This window comes from Pseudomonas sp. UBA7530 (assembly GCF_002479365.1).
Classification (GTDB): domain Bacteria; phylum Pseudomonadota; class Gammaproteobacteria; order Pseudomonadales; family Pseudomonadaceae; genus Aquipseudomonas.
This window is the reverse complement of sequence record NZ_DLMS01000003.1, coordinates 139,488-162,217: the sequence shown is the minus strand read 5'-3', so window position 1 is coordinate 162,217 and position 22,730 is coordinate 139,488. Positions and strand designations below refer to the sequence as shown.

The 22,730-nt window shown below is 65.3% G+C and carries 17 protein-coding genes; 11 read left to right on the top strand and 6 right to left on the bottom strand.

Annotated features, from left to right (window positions below; all coding sequences use genetic code 11):
- Positions 1-134: 134 nt before the first annotated feature.
- From B2U07_RS06675 to B2U07_RS06665, 3 genes are all read left to right on the top strand, one after another.
- Positions 135-1,670, top strand: a complete 1,536-nt coding sequence (locus B2U07_RS06675; RefSeq protein WP_197856161.1) for a glucan biosynthesis protein G — start codon at positions 135-137, stop codon at positions 1,668-1,670.
- Complete coding sequence (gene mdoH / locus B2U07_RS06670; protein ID WP_275545828.1) at positions 1,663-4,203, top strand: glucans biosynthesis glucosyltransferase MdoH; 2,541 nt, start codon at positions 1,663-1,665, stop codon at positions 4,201-4,203. The genes B2U07_RS06675 and mdoH overlap by 8 nt, the downstream gene beginning before the upstream one ends.
- Positions 4,204-4,394: 191 nt before the next feature.
- Positions 4,395-4,925, top strand: a complete 531-nt coding sequence (locus B2U07_RS06665) for a cytochrome b (RefSeq protein ID WP_275545827.1) — start codon at positions 4,395-4,397, stop codon at positions 4,923-4,925.
- Between the two features lie 420 nt (positions 4,926-5,345).
- Here B2U07_RS06665 and B2U07_RS06660 read toward each other — a convergent pair whose 3' ends face one another.
- The 4 genes from B2U07_RS06660 to B2U07_RS06645 form a co-directional block, all read right to left on the bottom strand.
- On the bottom strand, positions 5,346-6,533 hold the full coding sequence (locus tag B2U07_RS06660; RefSeq protein WP_275545826.1) for an MFS transporter: 1,188 nt from the start codon (positions 6,531-6,533) through the stop codon (positions 5,346-5,348).
- An 8-nt stretch (positions 6,534-6,541) separates the two neighbouring features.
- Positions 6,542-7,657 carry an alkene reductase gene (locus tag B2U07_RS06655; RefSeq protein WP_275545825.1) on the bottom strand — a complete coding sequence of 372 codons (1,116 nt, stop codon included), beginning with the start codon at positions 7,655-7,657 and terminating at the stop codon, positions 6,542-6,544.
- A gap of 106 nt (positions 7,658-7,763) precedes the next feature.
- Positions 7,764-8,660: a LysR family transcriptional regulator gene (locus tag B2U07_RS06650; RefSeq protein WP_275545824.1), complete on the bottom strand. Its 897-nt coding sequence runs from the start codon at positions 8,658-8,660 to the stop codon at positions 7,764-7,766.
- 20 nt (positions 8,661-8,680) lie between these two features.
- A complete protein-coding gene (locus B2U07_RS06645) occupies positions 8,681-10,594 on the bottom strand; it encodes a DEAD/DEAH box helicase (RefSeq protein ID WP_275545823.1) in 1,914 nt (637 codons plus the stop codon).
- A 148-nt stretch (positions 10,595-10,742) separates the two neighbouring features.
- Between B2U07_RS06645 and B2U07_RS06640 the strand changes: the two genes are divergently transcribed.
- Positions 10,743-11,636 carry a DMT family transporter gene (locus B2U07_RS06640; protein WP_275545822.1) on the top strand — a complete coding sequence of 298 codons (894 nt, stop codon included), beginning with the start codon at positions 10,743-10,745 and terminating at the stop codon, positions 11,634-11,636.
- A 40-nt stretch (positions 11,637-11,676) separates the two neighbouring features.
- Here the strand turns inward: B2U07_RS06640 and mnmC are convergent, their stop codons facing one another.
- Positions 11,677-13,638 carry a bifunctional tRNA (5-methylaminomethyl-2-thiouridine)(34)-methyltransferase MnmD/FAD-dependent 5-carboxymethylaminomethyl-2-thiouridine(34) oxidoreductase MnmC gene (mnmC, locus tag B2U07_RS06635; RefSeq protein ID WP_275545821.1) on the bottom strand — a complete coding sequence of 654 codons (1,962 nt, stop codon included), beginning with the start codon at positions 13,636-13,638 and terminating at the stop codon, positions 11,677-11,679.
- 145 nt (positions 13,639-13,783) lie between these two features.
- On the opposite strand from mnmC, the gene pap reads away from it, so the two are divergent.
- The 7 genes from pap to B2U07_RS06600 all read left to right on the top strand — a co-directional run bounded on the left by pap (position 13,784) and on the right by B2U07_RS06600 (position 22,107).
- Positions 13,784-15,271 (top strand): polyphosphate:AMP phosphotransferase, encoded by a 1,488-nt coding sequence (pap, locus tag B2U07_RS06630; RefSeq protein WP_197856152.1) that lies wholly within the window; start codon positions 13,784-13,786, stop codon positions 15,269-15,271.
- Between the two features lie 160 nt (positions 15,272-15,431).
- Positions 15,432-16,619: a thiolase family protein gene (locus B2U07_RS06625; RefSeq protein ID WP_197856151.1), complete on the top strand. Its 1,188-nt coding sequence runs from the start codon at positions 15,432-15,434 to the stop codon at positions 16,617-16,619.
- 151 nt (positions 16,620-16,770) lie between these two features.
- Positions 16,771-17,391 carry a LysE family translocator gene (locus B2U07_RS06620; protein ID WP_275545820.1) on the top strand — a complete coding sequence of 207 codons (621 nt, stop codon included), beginning with the start codon at positions 16,771-16,773 and terminating at the stop codon, positions 17,389-17,391.
- 43 nt (positions 17,392-17,434) lie between these two features.
- Positions 17,435-18,358 (top strand): LysR family transcriptional regulator, encoded by a 924-nt coding sequence (locus B2U07_RS06615; protein ID WP_275545819.1) that lies wholly within the window; start codon positions 17,435-17,437, stop codon positions 18,356-18,358.
- A complete protein-coding gene (locus B2U07_RS06610; RefSeq protein WP_275545818.1) occupies positions 18,355-19,248 on the top strand; it encodes a LysR family transcriptional regulator in 894 nt (297 codons plus the stop codon). Before B2U07_RS06615 ends, B2U07_RS06610 begins: the two co-directional genes overlap by 4 nt.
- Positions 19,249-19,381: 133 nt before the next feature.
- Positions 19,382-20,008, top strand: coding sequence for a glutathione S-transferase family protein (locus tag B2U07_RS06605; RefSeq protein ID WP_197856147.1), 627 nt, complete (start codon positions 19,382-19,384; stop codon positions 20,006-20,008).
- A 53-nt stretch (positions 20,009-20,061) separates the two neighbouring features.
- The gene (locus B2U07_RS06600) at positions 20,062-22,107 is read left to right on the top strand and encodes a pyridoxamine 5'-phosphate oxidase family protein (protein WP_275545817.1); all 2,046 of its coding nucleotides are present in this window, start codon (positions 20,062-20,064) and stop codon (positions 22,105-22,107) included.
- Positions 22,108-22,406: 299 nt separating this feature from the next.
- On the opposite strand, the gene B2U07_RS06595 is transcribed toward B2U07_RS06600, so the two are convergent.
- A complete protein-coding gene (locus tag B2U07_RS06595; protein WP_197856145.1) occupies positions 22,407-22,580 on the bottom strand; it encodes a hypothetical protein in 174 nt (57 codons plus the stop codon).
- Positions 22,581-22,730 lie beyond the last annotated feature (150 nt).

Below are 22,730 nucleotides of genomic sequence, written 5' to 3'. Positions count from 1 at the left end.
TGCGCTCGCGTTGTCTTTGTACCATTCGCCTGATTTCAACTCTCCGCAGCGACCGCCCCTTGGGCTGGCCGCTGCCCGTCAGTACGTGTTGCCCTGGAGGCTGTGTGTCGATGAGTCGTTGTTCTGGAGCCCGTATGGGCAAGGCCGCCAAGCTGGCCCTCTGTGTGCTCCCTCTGCTGTTCGCTGCCCAGAGCTGGGCCTTCGAGCTGGATGATGTGGCCGTCAAGGCCAAGGAGCTTGCCGCCGAACGCTATGGTGCCCCGCAAAGCCGTTTGCCGGCTGCGCTGCGCCAACTGCCTTTCGCCGATTACCAGAAAGTTCGCTTCGTTGAAGACAAGGCGCACTGGCGCGACGACAAGCTGCCGTTCCAGCTGTACTTCTTCCATCAGGGCATGCACTTCGACCTGCCGGTGAAAATCAACGAAGTGACCGCCGAAGGTACCCAGGAGATCAAGTACGACCCGTCGATGTTCGACTTCGGCGATCTCGAACTGAACCCGGATGACCTCAAGGACCTTGGCTTCGCCGGCTTCAAGGTGATCAACGAGATCAACACCGGCGGCCGCCACGACGAAGTGATGAGCGTGCTCGGCGCCAGCTACTTCCGCATCGTCGGCAAGGGCCAGGTGTTCGGCCTTTCCGCTCGCGGGCTGGCGATCGATACCGCGCTGCCGTCCGGCGAGGAATTCCCGCGGTTCACCGAGTTCTGGATCGAGAAGCCGCAACCGGATCGCCGCAGCCTGGTGATCTACGCACTGCTCGACTCGCCGCGCGCCACCGGTGCCTATCGCATGGAGATCAAGCCGGGCCGCGACAGCGTGCTCGACGTGCAATCGAAGGTCTACCTGCGCGAGAACGTCGAGAAGCTTGGCATCGCGCCGCTGACCAGCATGTACCTGTTCGGCGCCAACCAGCCCTGGCCGCGGCCGAACTACCGTCCGCAGCTGCATGACTCCGATGGCCTGGCCATTGCCGCCGGCAATGGTGAGTGGATCTGGCGCCCGCTGAACAACCCGCAGCGTCTCAACGTCAGCAGCTATCGCATCGACAACCCGCGCGGTTTCGGTCTGATGCAGCGTGGCCGCGACTTCAACCAGTATCAGGATCTCGACGACCGCTACGAGCTGCGCCCGAGCGGCTGGGTGGAAACCGTCGGTGACTGGGGCGCTGGCCATGTCGAGCTGGTGGAGATTCCCACCCCGGACGAAACCAACGACAACATCGTCGCCCTGTGGCGCCCGGAGAAGCTGCCGGCACCGGGTGAGTCGCTGGATGTGGCCTATCGCCTACACTTCAGCCGTGACGATGCCAAGCTGCACGATCCACAACTGGCCATGGTCAGTCAGACCCGTCTGTCCGAGGGCGACATCAAGCAGGCCAACCTGATTCGTCAGGCCGATGGCAGTACTGCGCTGGTGGTCGACTTCGTCGGTGAGGAACTGGCCAAGCGTTCGCCCGATGCCGCGCCGCAGGTGCAGGTCAGCGTCGATGACAACGCCGAGTTGCTGGAAGACAGCCTGCGTTACAACCCGGTGAGCAAGGGCTGGCGCCTGATGTTGCGGGTCAAGGTGAAGAACCCGGCGCAGCCGGTGGAGATGCGTGCCGCGCTGGTCGAGGACGGCAAGCCTGTGTCGGAAACCTGGAGCTATCAGCTGCCTTCCCATGAATAACAGCCTAGACGCTACACAGATCCAGGATTACCTGGATGAACTGCCGCTCGATCACGAGCGGCAGCAGGCTTTGGCCCATCGCGTGGAGGAGGAGGGCGGCGATCTCGCCACGTTGCACCGTGCCCTGCACGAGGACGACCAGGCAGCAGCCGAGCCCCAGGAAGAAACCCGCGAAATGCTCGACTCGGTGCCAGCGCGGCTGGCGCTGGGCTGGCCGGATGCACTGGAGCGCGGCTGCCGCATCGTGCAGGATCACCAGGGTCGCCCGACCATCGATTCGACGCCGCCGATCAAGCGCACGCGCATGGTGCCGGAGCCCTGGCAGACCAATATCCTGCAGCGCGGCTGGCGCCGCCTGAAGGGCGAGAAGTCGGCGCCGCGACCGCGTACGCGCGAAAGCGAGGACTTCGCCGAGGAACGCTGGCGGCATGTCGCCGCGGTACGCCGTGCCGCGCTGCTGGTATTGATGATCACGCAGACCGTGGTCGCCACCTGGTACATGAAGTCGGTGCTGCCCTATCAGGGCTGGTCGCTGGTCGATCTGGGCCTGGTGTTCGAGCAGCCGCTGCGCGAATCGGCGAGGCAGATCCTGCCGTACGTGGTGCAGACCAGCATCCTGGCGCTGTTCGCCCTGCTGTTCTGCTGGGTGTCGATGGGCTTCTGGACCGCGCTGATGGGCTTCTTCCAGCTGCTCAAGGGGCGTGATCGCTACAGCATCTCGGCCACCAGCTGCGGCAACGAGCCGATTTCGCCAAACGCGCGAACCGCACTGGTGATGCCGATTGCCAACGAGCATGTCCCGCGAGTATTCGCCGGCTTACGCGCGACCTTCGAGTCGCTCAAGGCTACCGGACAACTCGAACATTTCGACTTCTTCATTCTCAGCGACAGCAACGATCCGGATATCTGCGTGGCCGAACAGCAGGCCTGGATGGAGCTGTGCCGCGAAGTGGAAGGCTTCGGCCATATCTTCTATCGCCGTCGCCGCCGCCGGGTGAAACGCAAGAGCGGCAACATCGACGACTTCTGCCGGCGTTGGGGCAGCAACTACCGCTATATGGTGGTGCTCGATGCCGACAGCGTGATGAGCGGTGATTGCCTGACCAGCCTGGTGCGCCTGATGGAGGCCAACCCCGGCGCCGGCATCATCCAGACCGCGCCCAAGGCGTCGGGCATGGACACCCTGTACGCGCGTCTGCAGCAGTTCGCCACCAGCGTCTATGGGCCGCTGTTCACCGCCGGCCTCAACTTCTGGCAACTGGGTGAGTCGCACTACTGGGGGCACAACGCGATCATCCGCGTCAAACCCTTCATCGAGCACTGCGCCCTGGCGCCACTGCCGGGTACCGGCTCCTTCGCCGGTGCGATCCTTTCCCACGACTTCGTCGAGGCCGCGCTGATGCGCCGCGCCGGCTGGGGTGTATGGATCGCCTACGACCTGCCGGGCAGCTACGAGGAGCTGCCGCCGAACCTGCTCGACGAGCTCAAGCGCGATCGCCGCTGGTGCCACGGCAACCTGATGAACTTCCGCCTGTTCCTGGTGCGCGGCATGCACGCAGTGCATCGCGTGGTGTTCCTCACCGGCGTCATGTCCTACCTTTCGGCGCCGTTGTGGTTGTTGTTCCTGGTGCTGTCGACCTGCCTGCTGGCGATCCACACGCTGATGGTGCCGGAGTATTTCCTGCAGCCCAACCAGCTCTATCCGTTGTGGCCACGTTGGCAGCCGCACGAGGCCATCGCCCTGTTCTCGGCGACCATGACGCTGCTGTTCCTGCCCAAGCTGCTCAGCGTGCTGCTGATCTGGATCAAGGGCGCCGAGGCCTATGGCGGTCGCACGCGCGTGCTGCTGTCGATGCTGCTGGAGGCGTCCTGCTCGGTGTTGCTGGCGCCGGTACGCATGCTGTTCCACAGCCTGTTCGTCACCGCCGCCTTCCTCGGTTGGTCGGTGCAGTGGAACTCGCCGCAGCGCGTGGATGACTCGACGCCCTGGAGCGAAGCCTTCCGCCGTCACGGTACCCAGGTGCTGATCGGTATCGGCTGGACGGCGCTGGTGGCCTGGCTCAACCCGGACTTCCTCTGGTGGCTGGCACCCATCGTCGTGTCCCTGGTGCTGTCGCCGGCGGTCTCGGTGCTGACCAGCCGCACGGCACCGGGCCTGGCAACGCGGCGCAGCAAGCTGTTCCTGATTCCGGAAGAACACAAGGTGCCGGTGGAGCTGAGCAATACCTCCGAGTACGAGCAGCTGAACAGCTCGCGTGCGCTGCATCGGGGCTTCCTCCGCGCCGTGGTCGATCCGCTTTACAACGCCCTGGTCTGCGCCATGGCGCGTGCCCGCCATGCCAAGGTGGTGCCTGCCGCCGAAGCGCTGCGCGACGAGCGTATCGATGAAATCCTCAACGCCGGGCCGCAAGGCAAGGTCGAGGCGACTCGCTGGCGCCTGCTCAACGATCCCGACGGCATGGCGCGCCTGCATGCGCGTATCTGGCAAGAGCCGCAACACCACGCCTGGCGCGAAGCGCTGCGCGACGCCTGATCATCCGACACGCCCCCGCCTGACGGGGGCGTGTCGTGATGCCTTTCTGACATACCCGCTAACATCTACAGGTGCACCCGAGCCCGGCAGCACGGCACCATTGCGTCTGGATCGGGTCTTTGCTCGGACCGCAGCGTTTGGCTGCCGAACCTGAATACCGTTTTCATCGATGACATTGGAGAGGAACCACGATGTCGAATCTGCATGATTCCGCGCAGCGCTATGGCGCCGTTACCCGCCTGCTGCATTGGGGCATGGCCGTATTGCTGGGGTGGCAGTTCGTTACCGTGCTGGCCCACGCGCTGCTGGAAGACAGCGCACTGGAGGCGTTCGCCTGGGGCACGCACAAGGCCACGGGCCTGGTGCTCATGGTGCTGGTGGTGATCCGCCTGATCTGGGCGCTGTGCAGCCGCAACCGCCGGCCGGCGGCGGTCAGCACCCTGGCGAGTCTCGGCCATCTGGCGCTGTATGGGCTGCTGTTCGTCATTCCCTTCATTGCGCTGCTGCGCCAGTACGGCTCGGGCCGTGAGTTCGTCGCGTTCGGCATGAGCGTCATGCCGGGTTTCGATGGCAAGGTCGAATGGATGATCGCGCCGGCCAGCCTGCTGCACGGCAACCTGGGCTGGCTGTTGCTGTTCATGGTAATCGGCCACGCGGCCATGGCCTTCATCCATCGCCGCCAGGGTGGCGAGGACGTGCTGGCACGCATGATCGGTCGCTGAAGCGGCTGGCTATGGCAAAAGGCTTACACGCCTAAGCGGCAACCTCCACTGTTGCCGGTTCGGGGCGATCTCTAATCTACACACATCCCCTGCAGCGACGGAGCGCTGAGGATCAAGGAAGATGACCAGGCCAAGATGGCTACCGACAGGATGTCGGGTGGTTGGGAGGAAACCCGCTTAGGCGGGTTTTTTGTTGCCTGCCATCCCTGGCGGCAACCCTTCGGGCCGTCGCACGCGACGTCAAAAATCGTTCCCGACGATTTTTTGTTGCCTGCGATTGACCGCAAGGGATGGCGGAAATGTCGGTTTTGCACGAGTAAATACCGGCCTTGGCGGCAACCCCTCAGGCCGTTGCAAGCGACTCCAAAAGCGTTCCCAGCGATTTCCTTATTGCCTGCGTTTTTTGCGTCGCGAATCTCCTCACTCCTCTTTGCCAACGAATATCAGCAGGGCCAGCAGCGGCAGCCCGGCGGCCAGCAGTGCCGTGCCCGACCAGCCGAAACGTTCGTAGACCGGGCTGGCCAGCGCCGAACCGATGGCGCCCCCCACGAAGATGCTGGTCATGTACAGCGCATTGAGCCGCGCGCGGCTTTGCGGCTCCAGGGCATAGATGGTGCGCTGGCCCAGCACCATGCTCATCTGTACGGCGAAATCCAGCACGATGGCGGTGGCGACCAGTCCGATCCAGCCCAGCCCGGCGCTGAGCAGATTGGGTGCAAAGGCCAGCGGCGCCAGGACCAGCGCCACCAGGCTGGCGCGCCAGGTATGGCCGGCGTCGGCGAGCCGCCCGGCGATGGGCGCTGCGACCGCGCCGATGGCGCCGGCGAGGGCGAACAGGGCGATATCCTGCTGGCTCATACCCAGGTGGCGTGCCAGCTCCAGCGGCGCTACCGTCCAGAACAGGCTGAAACTGGCGAACATCAAGCCCTGATAAAGCGCGCGACGCCGCAGCGTTGGATAGCGGCGCAGCAGATGCACGAGCGAGGCCAGCAGTTGCCCGTAGCTTGCCTTGTGGCTGGGGGCGTGGCGCGGAATAGTGGTGGCTATCACGGCCACGATCACCAGCATCAGGCCTGCCGCCATCAGATACACAGCACGCCAGCCGAACTCGCCGGCCACCACGCTGGCCAGCGGCCGCGCCAGCAGGATGCCGAGCAGCAGACCGCTCATGATGTTGCCCACCACGCGGCCACGGCTGGCCTCCGGCGCCAGGTTGGCAGCCAGCGGAATCAGCATCTGCACCGAGACCGAGCTGAGGCCGATCAGCAGCGCCAGGGCGAGGAACAGATCCGGTTGCGTGGCGAACGCTGCGGCCGCCAGGCAGAGCAGGGCAGCGACAGTGGTGATCAGCATCAGCCGACGGCTTTCCAGCAGGTCGGCCAGGGGCACCAGGAACAGCAAGCCGAGTGCGTAGCCGATCTGCGTCAGCGAGACGATCAGGCTGGCGCGCTCGGCGCCCAGGCCGACATCCGGGGCGATCAGCTCGATGATTGGCTGGGCGTAATACAGGTTGGCGACGATGGCGCCGCAACACAGGGCGAACAGCAGCACCAGTGCCTGGGGCAGGGCGGGAGATTCGCGGGTGAGCGAGGTAGTCTGACTTGTCATGATATCTCTCAGGCGTTCAGGGCTGGGTAGTCGGTATAGCCGGCAGCGCCACCGCCGAAGAAGCTGCTGCTGTCCGGCGCATTCAGGCGGCTTTGCTGACGCAGGCGTTGTGGCAGATCCGGATTGGCAATGAACAACCGGCCGAAGGCGATCAGATCGGCGCGACCTTCTGCCAGGGCGCGACGTGCGCTGTGCAGGTCGTAGCCGCCAGCCAGTATCAGCACGCCGTTCCAGCTGCGTCGCAGCTGACGGATGATGCGATCCCAGGCTGGATCGCTGTCTTCATCGAGCTGAGTGCCGACAATCGCCGGTTCCACCAGATGCAGATAGGCCAGGCGCCAGCGGTTCAGTTCGCTGACGATGTAGCCGAAGGTGGCTGCCGGGGTGTCGTCGCCCATGCCCATGAAGCGGCCCATGGGCGTCAGCCTTACGGCCACTTTCTGCTCGCCGATTTCCTCGCACACCGCTTTGACCACCTCGAGCAGGAAGCGCGCGCGGTTGCCGATACTCTGGCCGTAGCCGTCGCGGCGCTGGTTGCTGTTGGAATTGATGAACTGATCGAGCAGGTAGCCGTTGCCGGCATGTATTTCCACCCCGTCCATTCCCGCTTCCAGGGCGTTGCGCGCGGCCTGGCGGTAGTCGGCGACTATGTTGCAGATCTCATCGACGCTCAGCTCGTGTGGAACGGGAATGTCGCTCCACACACCCTGGCCGCTATCGTCTTCGATAAAGGTCTGGCCGGGCACCGGCATGGCGCTTGGGGCTACTGGCAGACGACCGCCGGGTTGCAGGCTCGGGTGGGAAACGCGGCCGACATGCCACAGCTGCAGAAACATGCGTCCGCCGGCCTGATGCACGGCGTCGCTGACCAGGCGCCAGCCTTCGATCTGCTCACGGCTGTGGATGCCTGGCGTCCAGGCATAGCCCTGGCCTTGGCGGGATATCTGCGTGGCTTCGCTGATGATCAGCGAGGCGCTGGCGCGTTGGCGGTAATACTCGGCATTCAGCGCGCCCGGTACGTTGCCGGGTTGCTCGGCACGTGAGCGGGTCAGCGGCGCCATCACCACCCGGTGGGGTAGTTGCAGGTCGCCGAGGCTGACGGGATCGAACAAGGAAGGGGCCATCTGAAGTCTCCGTGGTGGTTTGGCCTGGAGACTCAAGGTTAGGGACAGAGCGGAGTAAGGATAATCCAGCGCGCCGGCAACGCTGTATTGCGCGTTGCGCAATGAGTCACTCCAGTACCGTTTGCAGAAACGCCGTGAACGCGGCGATGCGTATAGAGCCGCGATGGTTGGGCAGGTACAGCAGGTGGATGGCACCGTCGTGTGGGCCTGGGGCGACCTCGTGCTCGGGCAGCAGACGCAGCAGCTGGCCGCTGGCGACGTCTTCGCGCACCAGCCAGTCGGCCAGCAGGGCCACGCCCTGACCGGCCAGCGCCGCCTGGCGCAAGATGTCGGCGTTGTTGCTCAGCAGGCGGCCGGTTACCGGAACCTGAAGCAGTTCGCCGTCCTGCTCGAAGCGCCAGTAGCGGGTCGGTTGGCCGTAATCGAACTGCAGGCAGGCATGGGTCTGCAGCGCCTCGGGATGCTCGATGGCAGGCGTGCGCGAGAGGTATTGCGGGCTCGCCACCAGCCAGCGGCGAAAACTGCCGACCCGCTGGCTGACCACATCGTCGCTGGTGATCGACGAGCCCAGGCGTAGGGCAACGTCAATGCGCTGACTGAGCAGGTCGACTACCTCGTCGGTGACGCGCAGGGTCAGTTCCAGTTGTGGGTGTCGTTCGAGCAATTCGCCCAGGCGCGGTGCGATCAGCCGACGAGCGAACTCTACCGGCACGCTTACGGCCAGCCGACCGCGCACATCGCCGCCGCTATCGGCCACGGCAGCGTCTGCTTCGTCCAGCGCATCGAGGATGGCCAGGGCGCGCTCGAAGTAGTCTCGCCCGGCCTCGCTGACGCTGATCTGCCGCGTGTTGCGGTTGAGCAGTACGCAGCCCAGCTCCTGTTCCAGGGCATTGACCGCGCGAGTCACCGACGAGGTGGCCAGCCCAAGTTGCCGCGCCGCGGCGGAAAAACCGCCGCAGCGAACGGTGGCGACGAAGGTGCGCAGAGCCAGCAGTTTGTCCATGGAAATGCCCGAAGTACCGATCAGCCCTCAGCTTGCGCGATTGGCCGGCTCGCTGCCAAGCACTGCGTGGCGCCTTGGGCCTTGCGCGTGTACCACAGCACCCGGCTTACGCCGCGGGTGATGGCCACGTAGGCCAGACGCCGGGTTTCGTCCTGCATGGCCTGGTCGTAGCTGCCGGCGAAGAAACCGCTCTGGGCGTACAGGGCGTTGCGCAGCGGGTGTTTGTCCACAGGCAGGCAGTCGTCGAGGATGATCGCCACCTCGGCCTGCAGGCCCTTGGCACGGTGGATGGTCAGGGCCTTGACCGGCAGCGTCTTGTCCAGTTGTGCGCGTACTTGCTGCAGCGGCTCGTTGCGTCGGCTGAGCAGTAGCACGGCGGTGCGATCGGCGCCGGAGCGGCTGGCGACATGGGCGCATTGCGCGCGGATTTCTTCGAGCAAGCGCGGCAGGCCGTTGGCCAGGTCGAAGCGCTGGATCAGCTTGACGCCGTGGTCGCCCGGTTGCATTGCCCTGGCCGCGACGCAGGTCTTGGCCTGCTTGTTGTGCACTTCGGCCAGCACTTTTTCGCCATCGCGGATCACCGGCTCAATGCTGCGGTAGTTGGTGCCCAGCAGCAGAGTAGTGCTCTTGCCGCGTCCGCGGCTGGGGAAGTGCCGGTCGAAATCGATGAACAGCTCCGGCGAGCTGCCGCGCCAGCCGTAGATCGATTGCCAGTCATCGCCGATGGCCATCAGGCTGATACGCTCGCCCGCAGCGTGCAGGCGACGATGCACGGCCTGCAACCACAGCACGATCTGCGGCGAGATGTCCTGGAATTCGTCGATCAGCAAGTGACTCAAGGCGAGCAGGGCGGGGCCGGGTTTGCCGCCGTCGCTGCTCAGGCGCTCGCTCAACTGCGCGAACGCGCCGTTGAAACTGCTCAACCCCTGGCTGTGCAGCAGGGCGCTGAATTGTTGGTGGAAGCGCTGCATGGCCTCGATGAAATCGCGCTCGCGGAGGCCGCAGCCCAGCGCTTTCACGTCCAGGCGGTCGAGACGGATGCCCAGGCTCTCGGCGAAGTCGATCTGCCCGTGCAGCAGCTCGAACAGCGGCAGAGCGGCGAATTCACCGGGCAGCTTGCAGGCATCCAGCGGTACCTTGGCCTTGCCCTGTGGCGGCTCCTCGGGCGCTGGCAGCTTGAGCAGACGGTGAGTCAGGGCGCGAAATCGCGCGTCGTCGGCGTAGGCGTTCTGGTAGGCCTGCTTGAGCAGGCGCTGCTGCGCTGGACGCAGGCGCGTGCCTGCGAGCGGGTTGTCCGGTTCGTCGCCGGGCTCGTCCAGTTGCTCGAACCAGCGCGGGTTGCCCAGGCTTTCCTTGGCCAGCGTCGCCATGGCGGCGTGGAAGGTGCGTACGCACTGGCGCGCATCGTGCGGGTAGTGCCAGAAGTCGAGCAGGCGTTGCAGGCGCTCGCGCAGCTCGTGGCAGGAGGCGTTGGTGAAGGAGATTACCGTCAGGCGTTTCGGCTCGATGTCCAGGTGGCAGAGCAGGAACACCACGCGCAGTACCAGGGTGCTCGACTTGCCCGAGCCGGCGCCGGCGAAGATGCGCGCCAGCGGCGCGCGGCAGAGGATCATCGCCCACTGCTCCTCCGACGGTGCGCCGATCAGCCCGGCGCTTACCGCTTCGGCCACGCGCTCGCGCATGGCCTGCACCTGGGCATCTTCGATCTTCAGGCGGGCGGCGGGGTAGATGCCGACGGGGCCAGGCTTGCCGCTGGGGGTCTTGCGACTGCTGGCTTTCTTGTTGGCGGTGGATTTCTTCTTGTTTTGTTTGCGTACGGGCTTGCGCGGCTGCGCAGCTTCGCGCTCGGCGCGCAGGTAGGCGGTGGTGCGGGGGAAGTAGCGGGCGAGGGCGCTGGACAGCAGTTGTTTGTAGCGCGCGACGGCGGAAAGCATGCGGCGGTGATGACCTGGCTAGCAAAACGGGAATGATAAGCCTTGGGGCGCGATGGCAGGCAAGGGTGGCGCTTCGATAAATGCGCAACTTTGTGCAAGCGCTCGGTGCGTACGGGTTTCAGACTGGACTCAGTTTTCGGAGGATGCCATGAACCTGTCGCTTTACCTGCTTACCGTACTGATCTGGGGCACGACCTGGATCGCCATCAAATTGCAGATGGGCGAGGTGGCCGTCGCCGCCTCCATCGCCTATCGCTTCGCATTGGCCTCGGCAGTGCTGTTCGCCATGCTCTGGTTCAGCGGCCGCCTGCAGCCGCTGGATCGCCGTGGTCAGGGCATCTGCCTGTTGCAGGGGCTATGCCTGTTCTGCCTCAACTTCCTGTGCTTCTACACCGCCAGCCAGTGGATACCCAGCGGCCTGATCGCGGTGATCTTCTCCACCGCTACCCTGTGGAATGCGATCAATGCGCGGCTGTTCTTCAAGCAGCGCATCGCTGCCAACGTGCTGCTCGGCGGCGGGCTGGGGCTGGCCGGTCTTGGCCTGCTGTTCTGGCCGGAGCTGGCCGGGCATGAAACCAGCCGCGAAAGCCTGCTGGGCATCGGCCTGGCGCTGTGCGGCACGCTGTTCTTCTCGGCCGGCAACATGCTCTCCAGCCTGCAGCAGAAGGCCGGGCTCAAGCCGCTGACCACCAATGCCTGGGGCATGCTCTATGGCGCGCTGATGCTGGTGGGCATCTGCCTGGTCAGCGGCACGCCGTTCGCCTTCGAATGGAACGCGCGCTATGTCGGCTCGCTGCTGTATCTGGCGATTCCCGGCTCGGTGATTGGCTTTACTGCTTACCTGACTCTGGTCGGGCGCATGGGCCCGGAGCGCGCAGCCTACTGCACGGTGCTATTCCCGGTGGTGGCGCTGAACATCTCGGTGTTCGCTGAGGGCTACCAATGGACGGCCCCGGCACTGCTCGGCCTGGGGCTGGTGATGCTGGGTAACGTGCTGGTGTTTCGCAAGCCCAAGCCAGTGCTTACCGAGGCTAGGGCCTAAGCGCGGTAGACCCGGAAGAGTGCGCCGCGCGCACCGTCGATCAGCTCCCGCGAATCAGCTTGCGCAGCATAAAGCGATTGGGGTGGCTGGCCTCGGCAACGTCGCGTGGCACCGGCAGCGGCTCGTCCTCCAGCCAGGCGGCGATCAGCTCGCCCGACAGCGGCGCGGTGATCAAACCGCGCGAGCCATGGCCGCTGTTGATGTACAGGCCATCCAGCCAGGGGCAGGGCGTTTCCGGCACTTGGCGGGCGTCCTTGGTCAGCACGGCGTAGGCCTCATTGAAGGCCTGCTGCTCGGCCAGCGGGCCTACCAGCGGCAGGTAGTCCGGACTGGTGCAGCGAAACGCCGCGCGGCCATGCAGCATTGCTGGGTCGAGCGATTGCGTATCGAGCCGCTCGGCCAGATCGAGAGAAATCTCCCGCAGCAGCTCGAGGTTGCCGGCGTGCTCGGCCACGCTGGGCTCCAGATCATCGCTATGGAAGTCGAAGCTGGCGCCCAGGGTGTGTTCGCCGCCGCGCGGTGGTGCAACGTAACCTTCGGCGCAGACCACCGTGCGTAGCGTACTGCTGGCCGTGCTGGCCGGGAGACGGCTGATCTGCCCGCGAATACGCTTCAGCGGCAGGTTCGCCTCCGGCAGCAGGCGGCCAATCTCGGCGGCGCAGGCCAAGACCAGCACGGGCGCCTCGGCCAGTACGCCGTTCTGCCCCTCGACGCACCAGCGATCATCCTGCCGACTCAGGCTCAGTGCCTCCTGATAGGGACGCAGCTCGATCAACGGATGTTGCACCAGTTGCCGGCACAGCGCGGGCGGGTGCACCCAGCCGGCATCCGGGTAGAACAGGCCGCCGGCTGGCAGGCCGATGCCGGCACGATCTTCGGCTTCGGTCTGGGGCAACGCGTGCAGCAGGTCATTCGGGAAGGCCGCGGCCAGTTTGGCTTGACGCTCGGCTTCCTTGGCGTCGAAGGCCAGTTGCAGCACACCGCAGGCATCCCAGTCGACGCCGCGCTGCAGGCGTTCGAGCAGGCGGCGGGTATGGCCGAAACCGGCGACGATCAGTCGCGACAGCGCGGTGCCATGGGCTGACAGTTTCAGGTAGAGCACGCCCTGGGGGTTGCCTGAAGCCTCGCGGGCGACATCGTCATGGCGCTCCAGCAGGGTGACGCGCCAGCCGCGTGCGGCCAGGCTGGCGGCAGTGGCGCAACCGGCCAGGCCGGCGCCGATTACCACGGCCTGGCGTTCGCCCGTCGTCAATCTCGGTCTGGCGAACCAGGGCACCGTGCGCTGCATCTGCTGCGCCTGGAACGGGCCGGCCAGCATTTCGCGCTTGTGGCCGAAGCCCTTGATCCGCAGTACGGCAAAACCTGCAGCGATCAGCCCGCGTCGGACGAAACCGGCACTGGTGAAGGTGGCCAACGTGGCGCCGGGCGCCGACAGCCGCGCCAGTTCGGCGAACAGCGCATCCGTCCACATCTCCGGGTTCTTCGCCGGGGCGAAACCGTCGAGGAACCAGGCATCGACCTTGGCGTCCAGCTGCGGCAGGCATTCCAGCACGTCGCCGATCATCAGCGTCAGCACCACGCGGCCGCCATCGAGCAGCAGGCGCTGGAAGCCGGGATGGATGGCGCGGTACTGCGCCAGCAGCTGCTCGGCGTAGTGTGCCAGCTCCGGCCACAGGGCCAGGGCGCGCTGCAGGTCCGTCTGGGTCAGGGGGAATTTCTCCACGCTGACGAAGTGCAGCCGCGCATCGCACGGAGCATGCTCGGCGAAGGCTTGCCAGGCGCAGAGAAAATTGAGTCCGGTACCGAAGCCGGTTTCGCCGATCACCAGGCGCCCGCCGGCCGGCAGGGCCTGGCAGCGTTCGACGATCTGGTTGTGAGCGAGGAAGACGTGACGGGTTTCCTCCAGGCCGTTGGCGCGGGAGAAGTACACGTCGCCATAGCTGCGCGACAGTGGCTGGCCGTGTTCGTCCCAGTCGAGCTGGGCGTTGTGGACGTCGGACATGATTGCATCCCGATAAAACAGGCGGCGATTCTAACCGCTGTGCACGCGGTTTACCCGGCGCAGGTCAATCCGTGGCGAGCTGCCGCCAGGCAAAGTCGCGGCCGATCCATTACGCTTTAACGATCATTCCAGGGAGGTTTTCTGCATGTTCGAATCCGCCGAAATCGGCCGCAGTATCGACAAGGCCACGTTCGACGCCGAAGAGCCGGCGCTGCGCGAGGCGTTGCTGGAGGCGCAGTACGAGCTCAAGCAACAGGCGCGCTTCCCGGTGATCGTACTGATCAACGGGGTCGAGGGTGCCGGCAAGGGCGAGACGGTGAAGCTGCTCAACGAGTGGATGGACCCGCGGCTGATCCAGGTCAGCACCTTCGATCTTCAGACCGACGAGGAACTGGCGCGGCCGCCGGCCTGGCGCTACTGGCGACAGCTGCCGCCGAAAGGGCGCATGGGCGTGTTCTTCGGCAATTGGTACAGCCAGATGCTGCAGGGGCGGGTACACGGCAAGTTCAAGGACGCCGTGCTGGATCAGGCCATCGATGGCGCCGAGCGCCTGGAACGCATGCTTTGCGACGAGGGCGCGCTGATCTTCAAGTTCTGGTTCCACCTGTCCAAGCAGCAGATGAAGGCGCGCCTCGAAGCGCTCAAGGACGACCCGCTGCACAGCTGGCGCATCAGCCCGCTGGACTGGCAGCAATCGAAGACCTATGACAAGTTCGTGCGCCACGGCGAGCGCGTGCTGCGCCGTACCAGCCGCGACTACGCGCCCTGGTACGTGGTCGAGGGCGTCGATCACTACTACCGCAGCCTGACCGTTGGGCGCATTCTGCTCGAAGGCCTGCAAGCGGCCCTGGCCAATCCGCAGCGCTCGAAGCTGCAGCCGCATGCGGCGCCGCTGGCCTCCAGCCTGGACAACCGCGGCCTGCTGACCAGCCTGGACATGACCCAGGCCCTGAGCAAGGAGGAGTACAAGGAGCAGTTGGCCACCGAGCAGGCGCGACTATCCGGCCTGATGCGCGACAAGCGCATGCGCAAGCACGCGCTGATCGCCGTGTTCGAAGGCAACGATGCCGCCGGCAAGGGCGGCGCCATCCGCCGCGTGACCGGCGCGCTCGACCCGCGCCAGTACCGCATCGTGCCGGTGGCGGCGCCGACCGAAGAAGAGCGTGCCCAGCCCTACCTCTGGCGCTTCTGGCGGCACATTCCGGCGCGCGGGCATTTCACCATCTTCGACCGCAGCTGGTACGGCCGCGTGCTGGTGGAGCGGATCGAGAGCTTCTGCAGCCAGGCCGACTGGCTGCGCGCCTATGGCGAGATCAACGATTTCGAGGAGCAGTTGACCAACGCCGGGGTGATTCTGGTGAAGTTCTGGCTGGCCATCGACCAGCAGACGCAGCTGGAGCGCTTCAAGGAGCGCGAGCAGATCCCGTTCAAGCGCTTCAAGATCACCGAAGAAGACTGGCGCAACCGCGACAAGTGGGACGACTACGCCGATGCAGTGGGCGACATGGTTGACCGCACCAGCACCGAGATCGCGCCCTGGACGATGATCGAAGCCAATGACAAGCGCTTCGCCCGGGTCAAGGTGTTGCGCACCATCAATGAGGCCATCGAGGCGGCGTTCGCCAGGGATTGAGGCGTTAATCGCGGCTTCAGCCGCGACCCCGATCTGTAGGAGCGGGATCGGGATAGCGCACCGGATCGCTCCGTATACGCCAGATCAATGATGGTCGCGCCCAGCTATGGACTGGATTTATCTTCACGCCATTCGCCATCCAATAACAACGAGGTGCGTCATGCGTGAAGTGGTGATCGTCGATAGCGTGCGGACTGGCCTGGCCAAGTCCTTCCGCGGCAAGTTCAATATGACCCGGCCGGACGACATGGCCGCTCACTGCGTCGATGCGCTGCTGGCGCGCAACGGCATCGACCCGAAGCTGGTCGATGACTGCATCGTCGGCGCCGGCTCCAACGAGGGCGCGCAGGGCATGAACATCGGCCGCAACGTCGCCGTGCTCTCGCGCCTGGGCAATCCGGTGGCGGGCATGACGCTGAACCGCTTCTGCTCCTCGGGCCTGCAGGCCATCGCCATCGCTGCCAACCAGGTGGCATCCGGCTGCAGCGACATCATCGTCGCCGGCGGCGTCGAGTCCATCACCATGACCCTGAAAAGCATGAACATGGACAACCTGTTCAACCCGCTGCTGCAGCAGGACAACCCCGGCATCTACTATCCCATGGGCAAGACCGCCGAGATCGTCGCCAACCGCTACGGCATCAGCCGCGAGGCCCAGGACGCCTACGCCCTACAGAGCCAGCAGCGCACCGCTCGCGCTCAGGCCGAGGGCCTGTTCGCCGACGAAATCGTACCGATGTCGGTGAAGTATCAGGTCGAAGACAAGGCCACCGGCGAGAAGAAGATCGTCGACGGCGTGGTCGAGGCGGATGACTGCAACCGCCCGGACACCACCCTGGAATCCCTGGCCAAGCTGCAGCCGGCGTTCGACCCGGCTGGCAGCGTGACGGCCGGCAACGCCTCGCAGCTGTCCGACGGCGCCTCCATGACCCTGGTGATGAGCCTGGATAAGGCGCTGGAGCTGGGCCTCAAGCCCAAGGCCTATTTCCGCGGCTTCACCGTGGCCGGTTGCGAGCCTGACGAAATGGGCATCGGCCCGGTGTTCTCGGTGCCCAAGCTGCTCAAGGCCAAGGGCCTGTCGGTTGACGATATCGACCTGTGGGAGCTCAACGAAGCCTTTGCCTCGCAGTGCCTGTACTGCCGCGACAAGCTCGAGATCGACAACGAGAAATACAACGTCAACGGCGGCTCCATCTCTATCGGCCATCCCTTCGGCATGACCGGCTCGCGTCAGGTCGGCCACCTGGTGCGCGAGCTGCAACGCCGCGAGCTGCGCTACGGCATCGTCACCATGTGCGTCGGTGGCGGCATGGGCGCCACGGGGCTGTTCGAGGCCTATCGCGGCTAAACCTGGGCTACGCCGCGCGTACCACCGGCAACACGCATCGCACGAACGCACCGCGGTGCGCATGGCTCACCCTACGGGATCGCTGGCCCCACGACGGCCAGCGATGCGCTGTTTATACTCGCGCTCTGACCTTCGACTGGAGCGCCTGCCCATGCCCTTTGCCGAAAACCTGATCGCCTTCACCCTGGCGGCCACACTGCTGACCCTGACCCCGGGGATCGACACTGCGCTGGTGTTGCGTACCGCAGCGGTCGAGGGCCGGCAGCAGGCGTTTCGCGCGGCGCTGGGCATCAATGCCGGCTGCCTGATCTGGGGCGCGGCGGTAGCCTTCGGCCTGGGCGCGCTGCTGGCAGTTTCCGAGTTCGGTTACAACCTGCTCAAGTACTGCGGCGCGGCCTATCTGGCCTGGCTCGGGCTGAACATGCTGCTGCGCCCGCGTACCTCGCTGGCGCCGCAACAGGCCAGCGGCAAACCTGGCGCCAACTGGTTCGTGCGTGGCCTGCTGGGCAATGTGCTCAACCCCAAGGTGGGGATCTTCTACGTTTCATTCCTGCCGCAGTTCATTCCGCAGGGGCAGCCCCTGATCGCCTGGACCTTCGGTTTGGTGGGCATTCACGTGGTGCTCAGCCTGGCCTGGGCGATGTTGCTGATCGGTGCTACCCAGCCACTCGGTCACTGGCTGCGGCGCGAAGCTGTGATCAAGTGGATGGATCGCAGCACCGGTCTGATCTTCATGCTGTTTGCCGCGCGCCTGGCATTGAGCCGGCGCTGAGTGTGCTTCGGCGTTATCGGCTTCTCGCGTTCAGGCGGTGACGATGGATCGGTTTCAGGAAATGAAGGTGCTGCTGGCGGTCACCGAAGCCGAGAGCTTCGCCGGCGGCGCCAAGCTGTTGGGTATTTCACCGCCCAGCGTGACCCGCGCCGTTGCTGCGCTGGAGGCGCGCCTGGGCACGCTGTTGCTGGCGCGCAGCACGCGTAGCCTGCGTCTGACCGAGGCCGGCCAGCGCTATGTCGAGGATTGCCGGCGCATCCTGCTGGAGCTGGAGGAGGCCGAGGAACTGGCCGCCGGTGGCAGCGTGCGGCCGCGTGGACGGCTCACCGTGACGGCGCCTGTGATGTTCGGCGAACTGTTCCTGATCCCGCGTATCGCCCAGTACCTCGACACCTACCCGGATGTGGAAATCAATGCGCTGCTGGTCGATCGCGTGGTGAACATGATGGAGGAGGGCATCGACGTTGCCGTGCGCATCGGCTCGCTGCCCGAGGGCGATCACCCGGCATTGCAGGTCGGGCAGATCCGCCCGGTGGTGTGTGCATCGCCCGCCTTTCTCGACCGGGTAGGTCGGCCGCAGCATCCGGATGAGTTGCGCGATGCGCCCATCGTCATGTCCAGTGCCAGCGGTCTGCTGACGCACTGGAACTTCGTTGGCGCCGATGGCGGGTTCGGTTTCACGCCTGCGCCACGTTTCACCGTCAGCTCCAACCAGGCGGCAATCGGCGCCGCGCGCCTGGGCTGGGGCTATACACGCGTGCTGTCCTACCAGGTCGCCGATGCGGTAGCACGCGGTGAGATCGAACTGGTGCTGGAAACCTTCGAACCGCCGGCCTTGCCGGTGCACATCATTCATCAGGGCGGCCGGCAGGTGTCGGCCAAGGTGCGGACCTTCGTCGACCATTGCGCCGCGAGTTTTCGTGCCGACCCGGCTCTGCGCGCGGCCGGTGCTCCACCGGCAGCATGAATCATCATCGCGAGATGCAGGTGTTCCTCGCCGTGGCGCAGGCGGGCAGCCTGGCGGCAGCCGCCAGGGGGCTGCAGCTGTCGCAGGCGACGGTGATGCGCACCGTGACGGCGCTGGAAAACCGCCTGGACGCCAGCCTGCTGCTGCGAGGGCCTCGCGGCGTGAGCCTGAGTCCGGCCGGCGTGCGTTTCGCCGACAGCTGTCAGCGCATCCTGCAGCGGCTGGACGAGGCCGAGCAGTCGGTGACGGGCCTGCATGCCAGCCCGGCCGGGCAACTGACCCTGGCCCTGCCGCTATTGATGACGCACCAGGTGCTGATGCCCATCGCCGTCGAGTACCTGGCGGCCTTTCCCGAGGTGAGCCTGGCTACCCTGGCGCGCGAGGAGCTGCCGAGGCTGCTGGAGGAGGGCATCGACCTGGCGCTGGTGGTCGGGCACTTGCCCAGTTCGTCCGGTTTCGCCGTACCGCTGGGACAGGTGCGCCCGCTGATCTGCGCGGCACCGGCCTATCTGCAGCGCTGGGGCCGGCCGGCCAGCCCGGACGATCTCGCGGCGCACCGCATCATCGCCACCTCCTCGACCGGCCACGTGGGTGAGTGGCGCTTTGCGCAGGAAACGGTGAAGGTCGCGCCACGGCTGACCTGCAGCACGCCGCAGGCCGCCATTCGTGCGGCGCTCGCCGGCTTCGGGCTGACTCGCTGCCTGAGTTACGAAGCCCATCATGAGTTACAGGCGGGGCAACTGCTGGCTGTGCTCGAGGATTTTGCCGCGCCGCCCTTGCCGGTGCAGCTGTATTACCGCGAGGGGCGCCGTGCTGCCGCGCGGGTGCGCAGTTTACTCGACTTCGCTGTGCCGCGTCTGCGCGCTCATCCGGCATTTGCGATGAGGTAATTGCAGAAAATGAAATAGTGGATTGCCGTTTTTGGTGATTCTTCTGTGAGGTGGATGGGGTGAGCATGGCTCCATCGTCGCGAAAGCAAGTGGTCTCGCGATGACCAACCCTCACTTTCAAGGAGTCATCGCCATGTCCCGTCCCGCCATCAAACTGTACAACTTTCCTCGCTCCGGCCATGCCCACCGCGCCGAGCTGATGCTGTCGCTGCTGCAGCTGCCCACCGAGCTGATCTTCGTCGATCTGGCCAAGGGCGAGCACAAGACCCTGGAGTTCCTCGCCCTCAACCCCTTCGGCCAGGTGCCGGTGATCGATGACGGCGGCACCGTCATCGCCGACTCCAACGCCATCCTCCTCTACCTGGCCAAGCGCTACGGCAATGATGATTGGCTGCCGCAGGAGCCGGCCGCTGCTGCCCGTGTGCAGCGCTGGCTGTCCGTCGCCGCCGGTCCGGTGGCCTTCGGCCCCGCCGCAGCGCGCCTGGTCACCGTGTTCGGCTACTCGTTCAACGCCGGAGAAGTGATCAACCGCGCTCATGCGCTGTTCACCGTGATGGAAGGCGAGCTGAGCGAAACCCCATTCCTGACCGGCGACAAGCCGAGCATTGCCGACGTCGCCAACTACTCCTATATCGCCCATGCGCCGGAGGGCAATGTGTCGCTGGAGCCCTACCCGAACATTCGCGCCTGGCTGGCACGCATCGAGGCACTGCCGGGTTTCGTGCCGATGCCGCGTACAGCCGCCGGCCTGCAAGCCTGAGTCGCTGACCGCCGCCGGGATCGCCCGGCGGCCGCTTTCGTGGAGGGCAGAACATGCAACAGCTTCCCAGCCATCGGCAGTCGCCCTGGCACGCCGGTGAAAGACAACTGCAGGAAAAGGTCGGCGTTGCCGAGCGCATGGAGGTGCTCGGGCAGAAGGTGATCCGCGACCATATGCCGGATCAGCATCGCGAGTTCTTCCACCAGTTGCCGTTCATGATTGCTGGTGCTTTGGATGGGGCAGGCCAGCCCTGGGCCACCCTGATCGAAGGCGAGGAGGGCTTCGTCACTTCGCCCGACTCGCGTCAGCTGTCGTTCGATCTGGCCGCCATGGCGCTCGATCCGCTCGACCCGGCCAGCAGTGGCCTGCATGCGGGCGAGGCCATCGGCCTGCTGGGCATCGAGTTGCATACGCGGCGGCGCAATCGCGTCAACGGGCATATTCGCCTGGCTTCGGCACAACGCCTGGAGATCGCCGTGGAGCATTCCTACGGCAATTGCCCGCAGTACATTCAACTGCGCCAGTACCGCCGCGTGCCCGAGCGGGGCGGCGAGCGCGTGGATTCAACGGAGCTGGATGCACGCACCCGCGCGCTGATCGAAGGCGCCGACACCTTCTTCGTCGCCAGTTACGTCGAGCACGACGATGGTCGTCGTTCGGTGGATGTCTCCCACCGGGGCGGCCGAGCGGGTTTCGTACGAGTGGAGGGCAATCGCCTGACCATTCCCGATTACGCCGGCAACCTGTTCTTCAATACCCTGGGCAACCTCAGCGTCAATCCGCGCGCCGGCCTGTTGTTCGTCGACTTCACCACGGGCGATGTGCTGCAGTTGGGTGGCCGCGCCGAGATCATCCTCGACAGCCCGTTGATCAAAGCCTTCGAGGGCGCCGAGCGGCTGTGGACGTTCGACGTCGAGCAGGTGGTGCTACGCCCGGCGGCGACCTCGTTGCGCTGGGTCTTCGAGGAATATGCACCGACCAGCCTGATGACCGGCACCTGGGCGGAAACCGCCGCGCGCCTGCGCGAGCGTGAGCAGCGCAATCAGTGGCAGCGCTGGCGTGTGCAGAGTGTGCAGCAGGAAAGCAGCGATATCCGCTCCTTCGTGCTGGCGCCGGAGCAGGGCGCCGCACCCGGTTTCGCCGCCGGTCAGCACCTGCCGATTCGCATCACCACCGCCAGCGGTGAGACCCTGCTGCGCACCTACAGCCTCTCCAGCGCGCCGTCGGACGGTCAGCTGCGCATCAGCGTCAAGGCGCAGGGTGTGGTGTCGCGGCATCTGCACGAACAGGTTCAGGTGGGTGATGTGCTGGACGTGCGCCCGCCATTGGGGAGCTTCATCCTGAACAGCGAAAGCCGCCGGCCGCTGGTGCTGATCGGCGCCGGTGTCGGTATCACGCCGCTATTGTCGATGCTGCGTGAACAGGTGGCGCTGGGGCAGGGCAGGCGCATTCATTTCTTTCAGGGTGCGCGCACGCTGCGTGATCTGCCCTTCCAGGCCGAGCTGCACGAGCTGGTGCAGCGCGCGGGCGGCCTGTTGCAGGTGCACCGCGCCCTCAGCACGCCGGAAGCGGACGCTGTAGTGGGCCGCGACTACGAGCAGCAGGGGCGTATCGACCTGGCGCAGATCAAGGCTGCGCTGATGTTCGATGACTACGACTTCTACCTGTGCGGCCCCGCCGCCTTTACCCAGGCGATTTACGATGGCCTGCGCGATCTCAATGTCGCCGATGAGCGCATCCATGCCGAGGCGTTCGGCCCCTCGACGCTCACGCGCCGTACCGATGGCCAGGTGACGGCCCTCGAGCAGCCGCCCGCCGCGAGCGAACCGGTGCCGGTGCATTTCAGCGCATCGAGTAAGGAGGCGCGCTGGTCACCGGACAGCGGCAGTCTGCTGGAACTGGCGGAAAGTCGCGGCCTCACGCCCGAGTTCAGTTGCCGGGGTGGTTCCTGCGGCACCTGCAAGACGCGCCTAGTCAGCGGTCAGGTGCACTATCCGAACCCTCCGGCCGAATTGCCGCAGGACGGCGGCGTGTTGATCTGCTGCGCGGTGCCGGCACAGGGCGAGGATGGTGTCCAAACTCTGGTGCTTGATCTGTAAGAGGGCTGGGAAATGAGCATTCGTCCCTACACCCGTTACGCCTGGCCTGATGCCGAATCGAGTGATTCGCGCATCGCCCTCGGGGCGCATGACTACGTGGAAATCGAGCCGGGCTATCTGACGTCGAAGCTGTTGCACGGATGTGAGGCGCCGATGGGCAGTTCAGGCGGCGCCGGGCTCTGGCGGAGGCTTAGCGTTATTGCGGGGGAGGTTGGCGCGCTGGCGATATCGGTGTTCGGGCGCAGTGAGCAATGCGGTGAAGCTGTTGCCGTTTCGCGCGAAACGGCAACAGCCTCTGCTTACCCTTGCGCTTGCGCGTCTTCCAGCGCTTTGCGGTAGGCGTTGGCTTCGTCCTGCGACGGGAAGATGCCTACCAGCTCTCCATTCTGAAGCACATCCCAGACCACCGTCCCCATGGCGCGGGCCTCACGGGAAAGATGTTCGCTGTCACGTTCATGCACGATCACGTTCATGCTGTCTCCTCGATATGCGGATGCGGCGTTATGTCGCACTTCGTTTATACGCCTCGTTAGCAAGCTAATTAAACCGCTGGTTCGGCAAAGGACTGTTCCTTTTATGCAACGAACAACGTGATTTTTGTTGTGTCGTTTCCTGTTCGGGAC

Bases quoted from the DNA above. Each gene is read 5' to 3' on its own strand.
- B2U07_RS06675 (WP_197856161.1), top strand. From the start codon at position 135: ATGGGCAAGGCCGCCAAGCTGGCCCTCTGTGTGCTCCCTCTGCTGTTC.
- mdoH (WP_275545828.1), top strand. From the start codon at position 1,663: ATGAATAACAGCCTAGACGCTACACAGATCCAGGATTACCTGGATGAA.
- B2U07_RS06665 (WP_275545827.1), top strand. From the start codon at position 4,395: ATGTCGAATCTGCATGATTCCGCGCAGCGCTATGGCGCCGTTACCCGC.
- B2U07_RS06660 (WP_275545826.1), bottom strand. From the start codon at position 6,533: ATGACAAGTCAGACTACCTCGCTCACCCGCGAATCTCCCGCCCTGCCC.
- B2U07_RS06655 (WP_275545825.1), bottom strand. From the start codon at position 7,657: ATGGCCCCTTCCTTGTTCGATCCCGTCAGCCTCGGCGACCTGCAACTA.
- B2U07_RS06650 (WP_275545824.1), bottom strand. From the start codon at position 8,660: ATGGACAAACTGCTGGCTCTGCGCACCTTCGTCGCCACCGTTCGCTGC.
- B2U07_RS06645 (WP_275545823.1), bottom strand. From the start codon at position 10,594: ATGCTTTCCGCCGTCGCGCGCTACAAACAACTGCTGTCCAGCGCCCTC.
- B2U07_RS06640 (WP_275545822.1), top strand. From the start codon at position 10,743: ATGAACCTGTCGCTTTACCTGCTTACCGTACTGATCTGGGGCACGACC.
- mnmC (WP_275545821.1), bottom strand. From the start codon at position 13,638: ATGTCCGACGTCCACAACGCCCAGCTCGACTGGGACGAACACGGCCAG.
- pap (WP_197856152.1), top strand. From the start codon at position 13,784: ATGTTCGAATCCGCCGAAATCGGCCGCAGTATCGACAAGGCCACGTTC.
- B2U07_RS06625 (WP_197856151.1), top strand. From the start codon at position 15,432: ATGCGTGAAGTGGTGATCGTCGATAGCGTGCGGACTGGCCTGGCCAAG.
- B2U07_RS06620 (WP_275545820.1), top strand. From the start codon at position 16,771: ATGCCCTTTGCCGAAAACCTGATCGCCTTCACCCTGGCGGCCACACTG.
- B2U07_RS06615 (WP_275545819.1), top strand. From the start codon at position 17,435: ATGGATCGGTTTCAGGAAATGAAGGTGCTGCTGGCGGTCACCGAAGCC.
- B2U07_RS06610 (WP_275545818.1), top strand. From the start codon at position 18,355: ATGAATCATCATCGCGAGATGCAGGTGTTCCTCGCCGTGGCGCAGGCG.
- B2U07_RS06605 (WP_197856147.1), top strand. From the start codon at position 19,382: ATGTCCCGTCCCGCCATCAAACTGTACAACTTTCCTCGCTCCGGCCAT.
- B2U07_RS06600 (WP_275545817.1), top strand. From the start codon at position 20,062: ATGCAACAGCTTCCCAGCCATCGGCAGTCGCCCTGGCACGCCGGTGAA.
- B2U07_RS06595 (WP_197856145.1), bottom strand. From the start codon at position 22,580: ATGAACGTGATCGTGCATGAACGTGACAGCGAACATCTTTCCCGTGAG.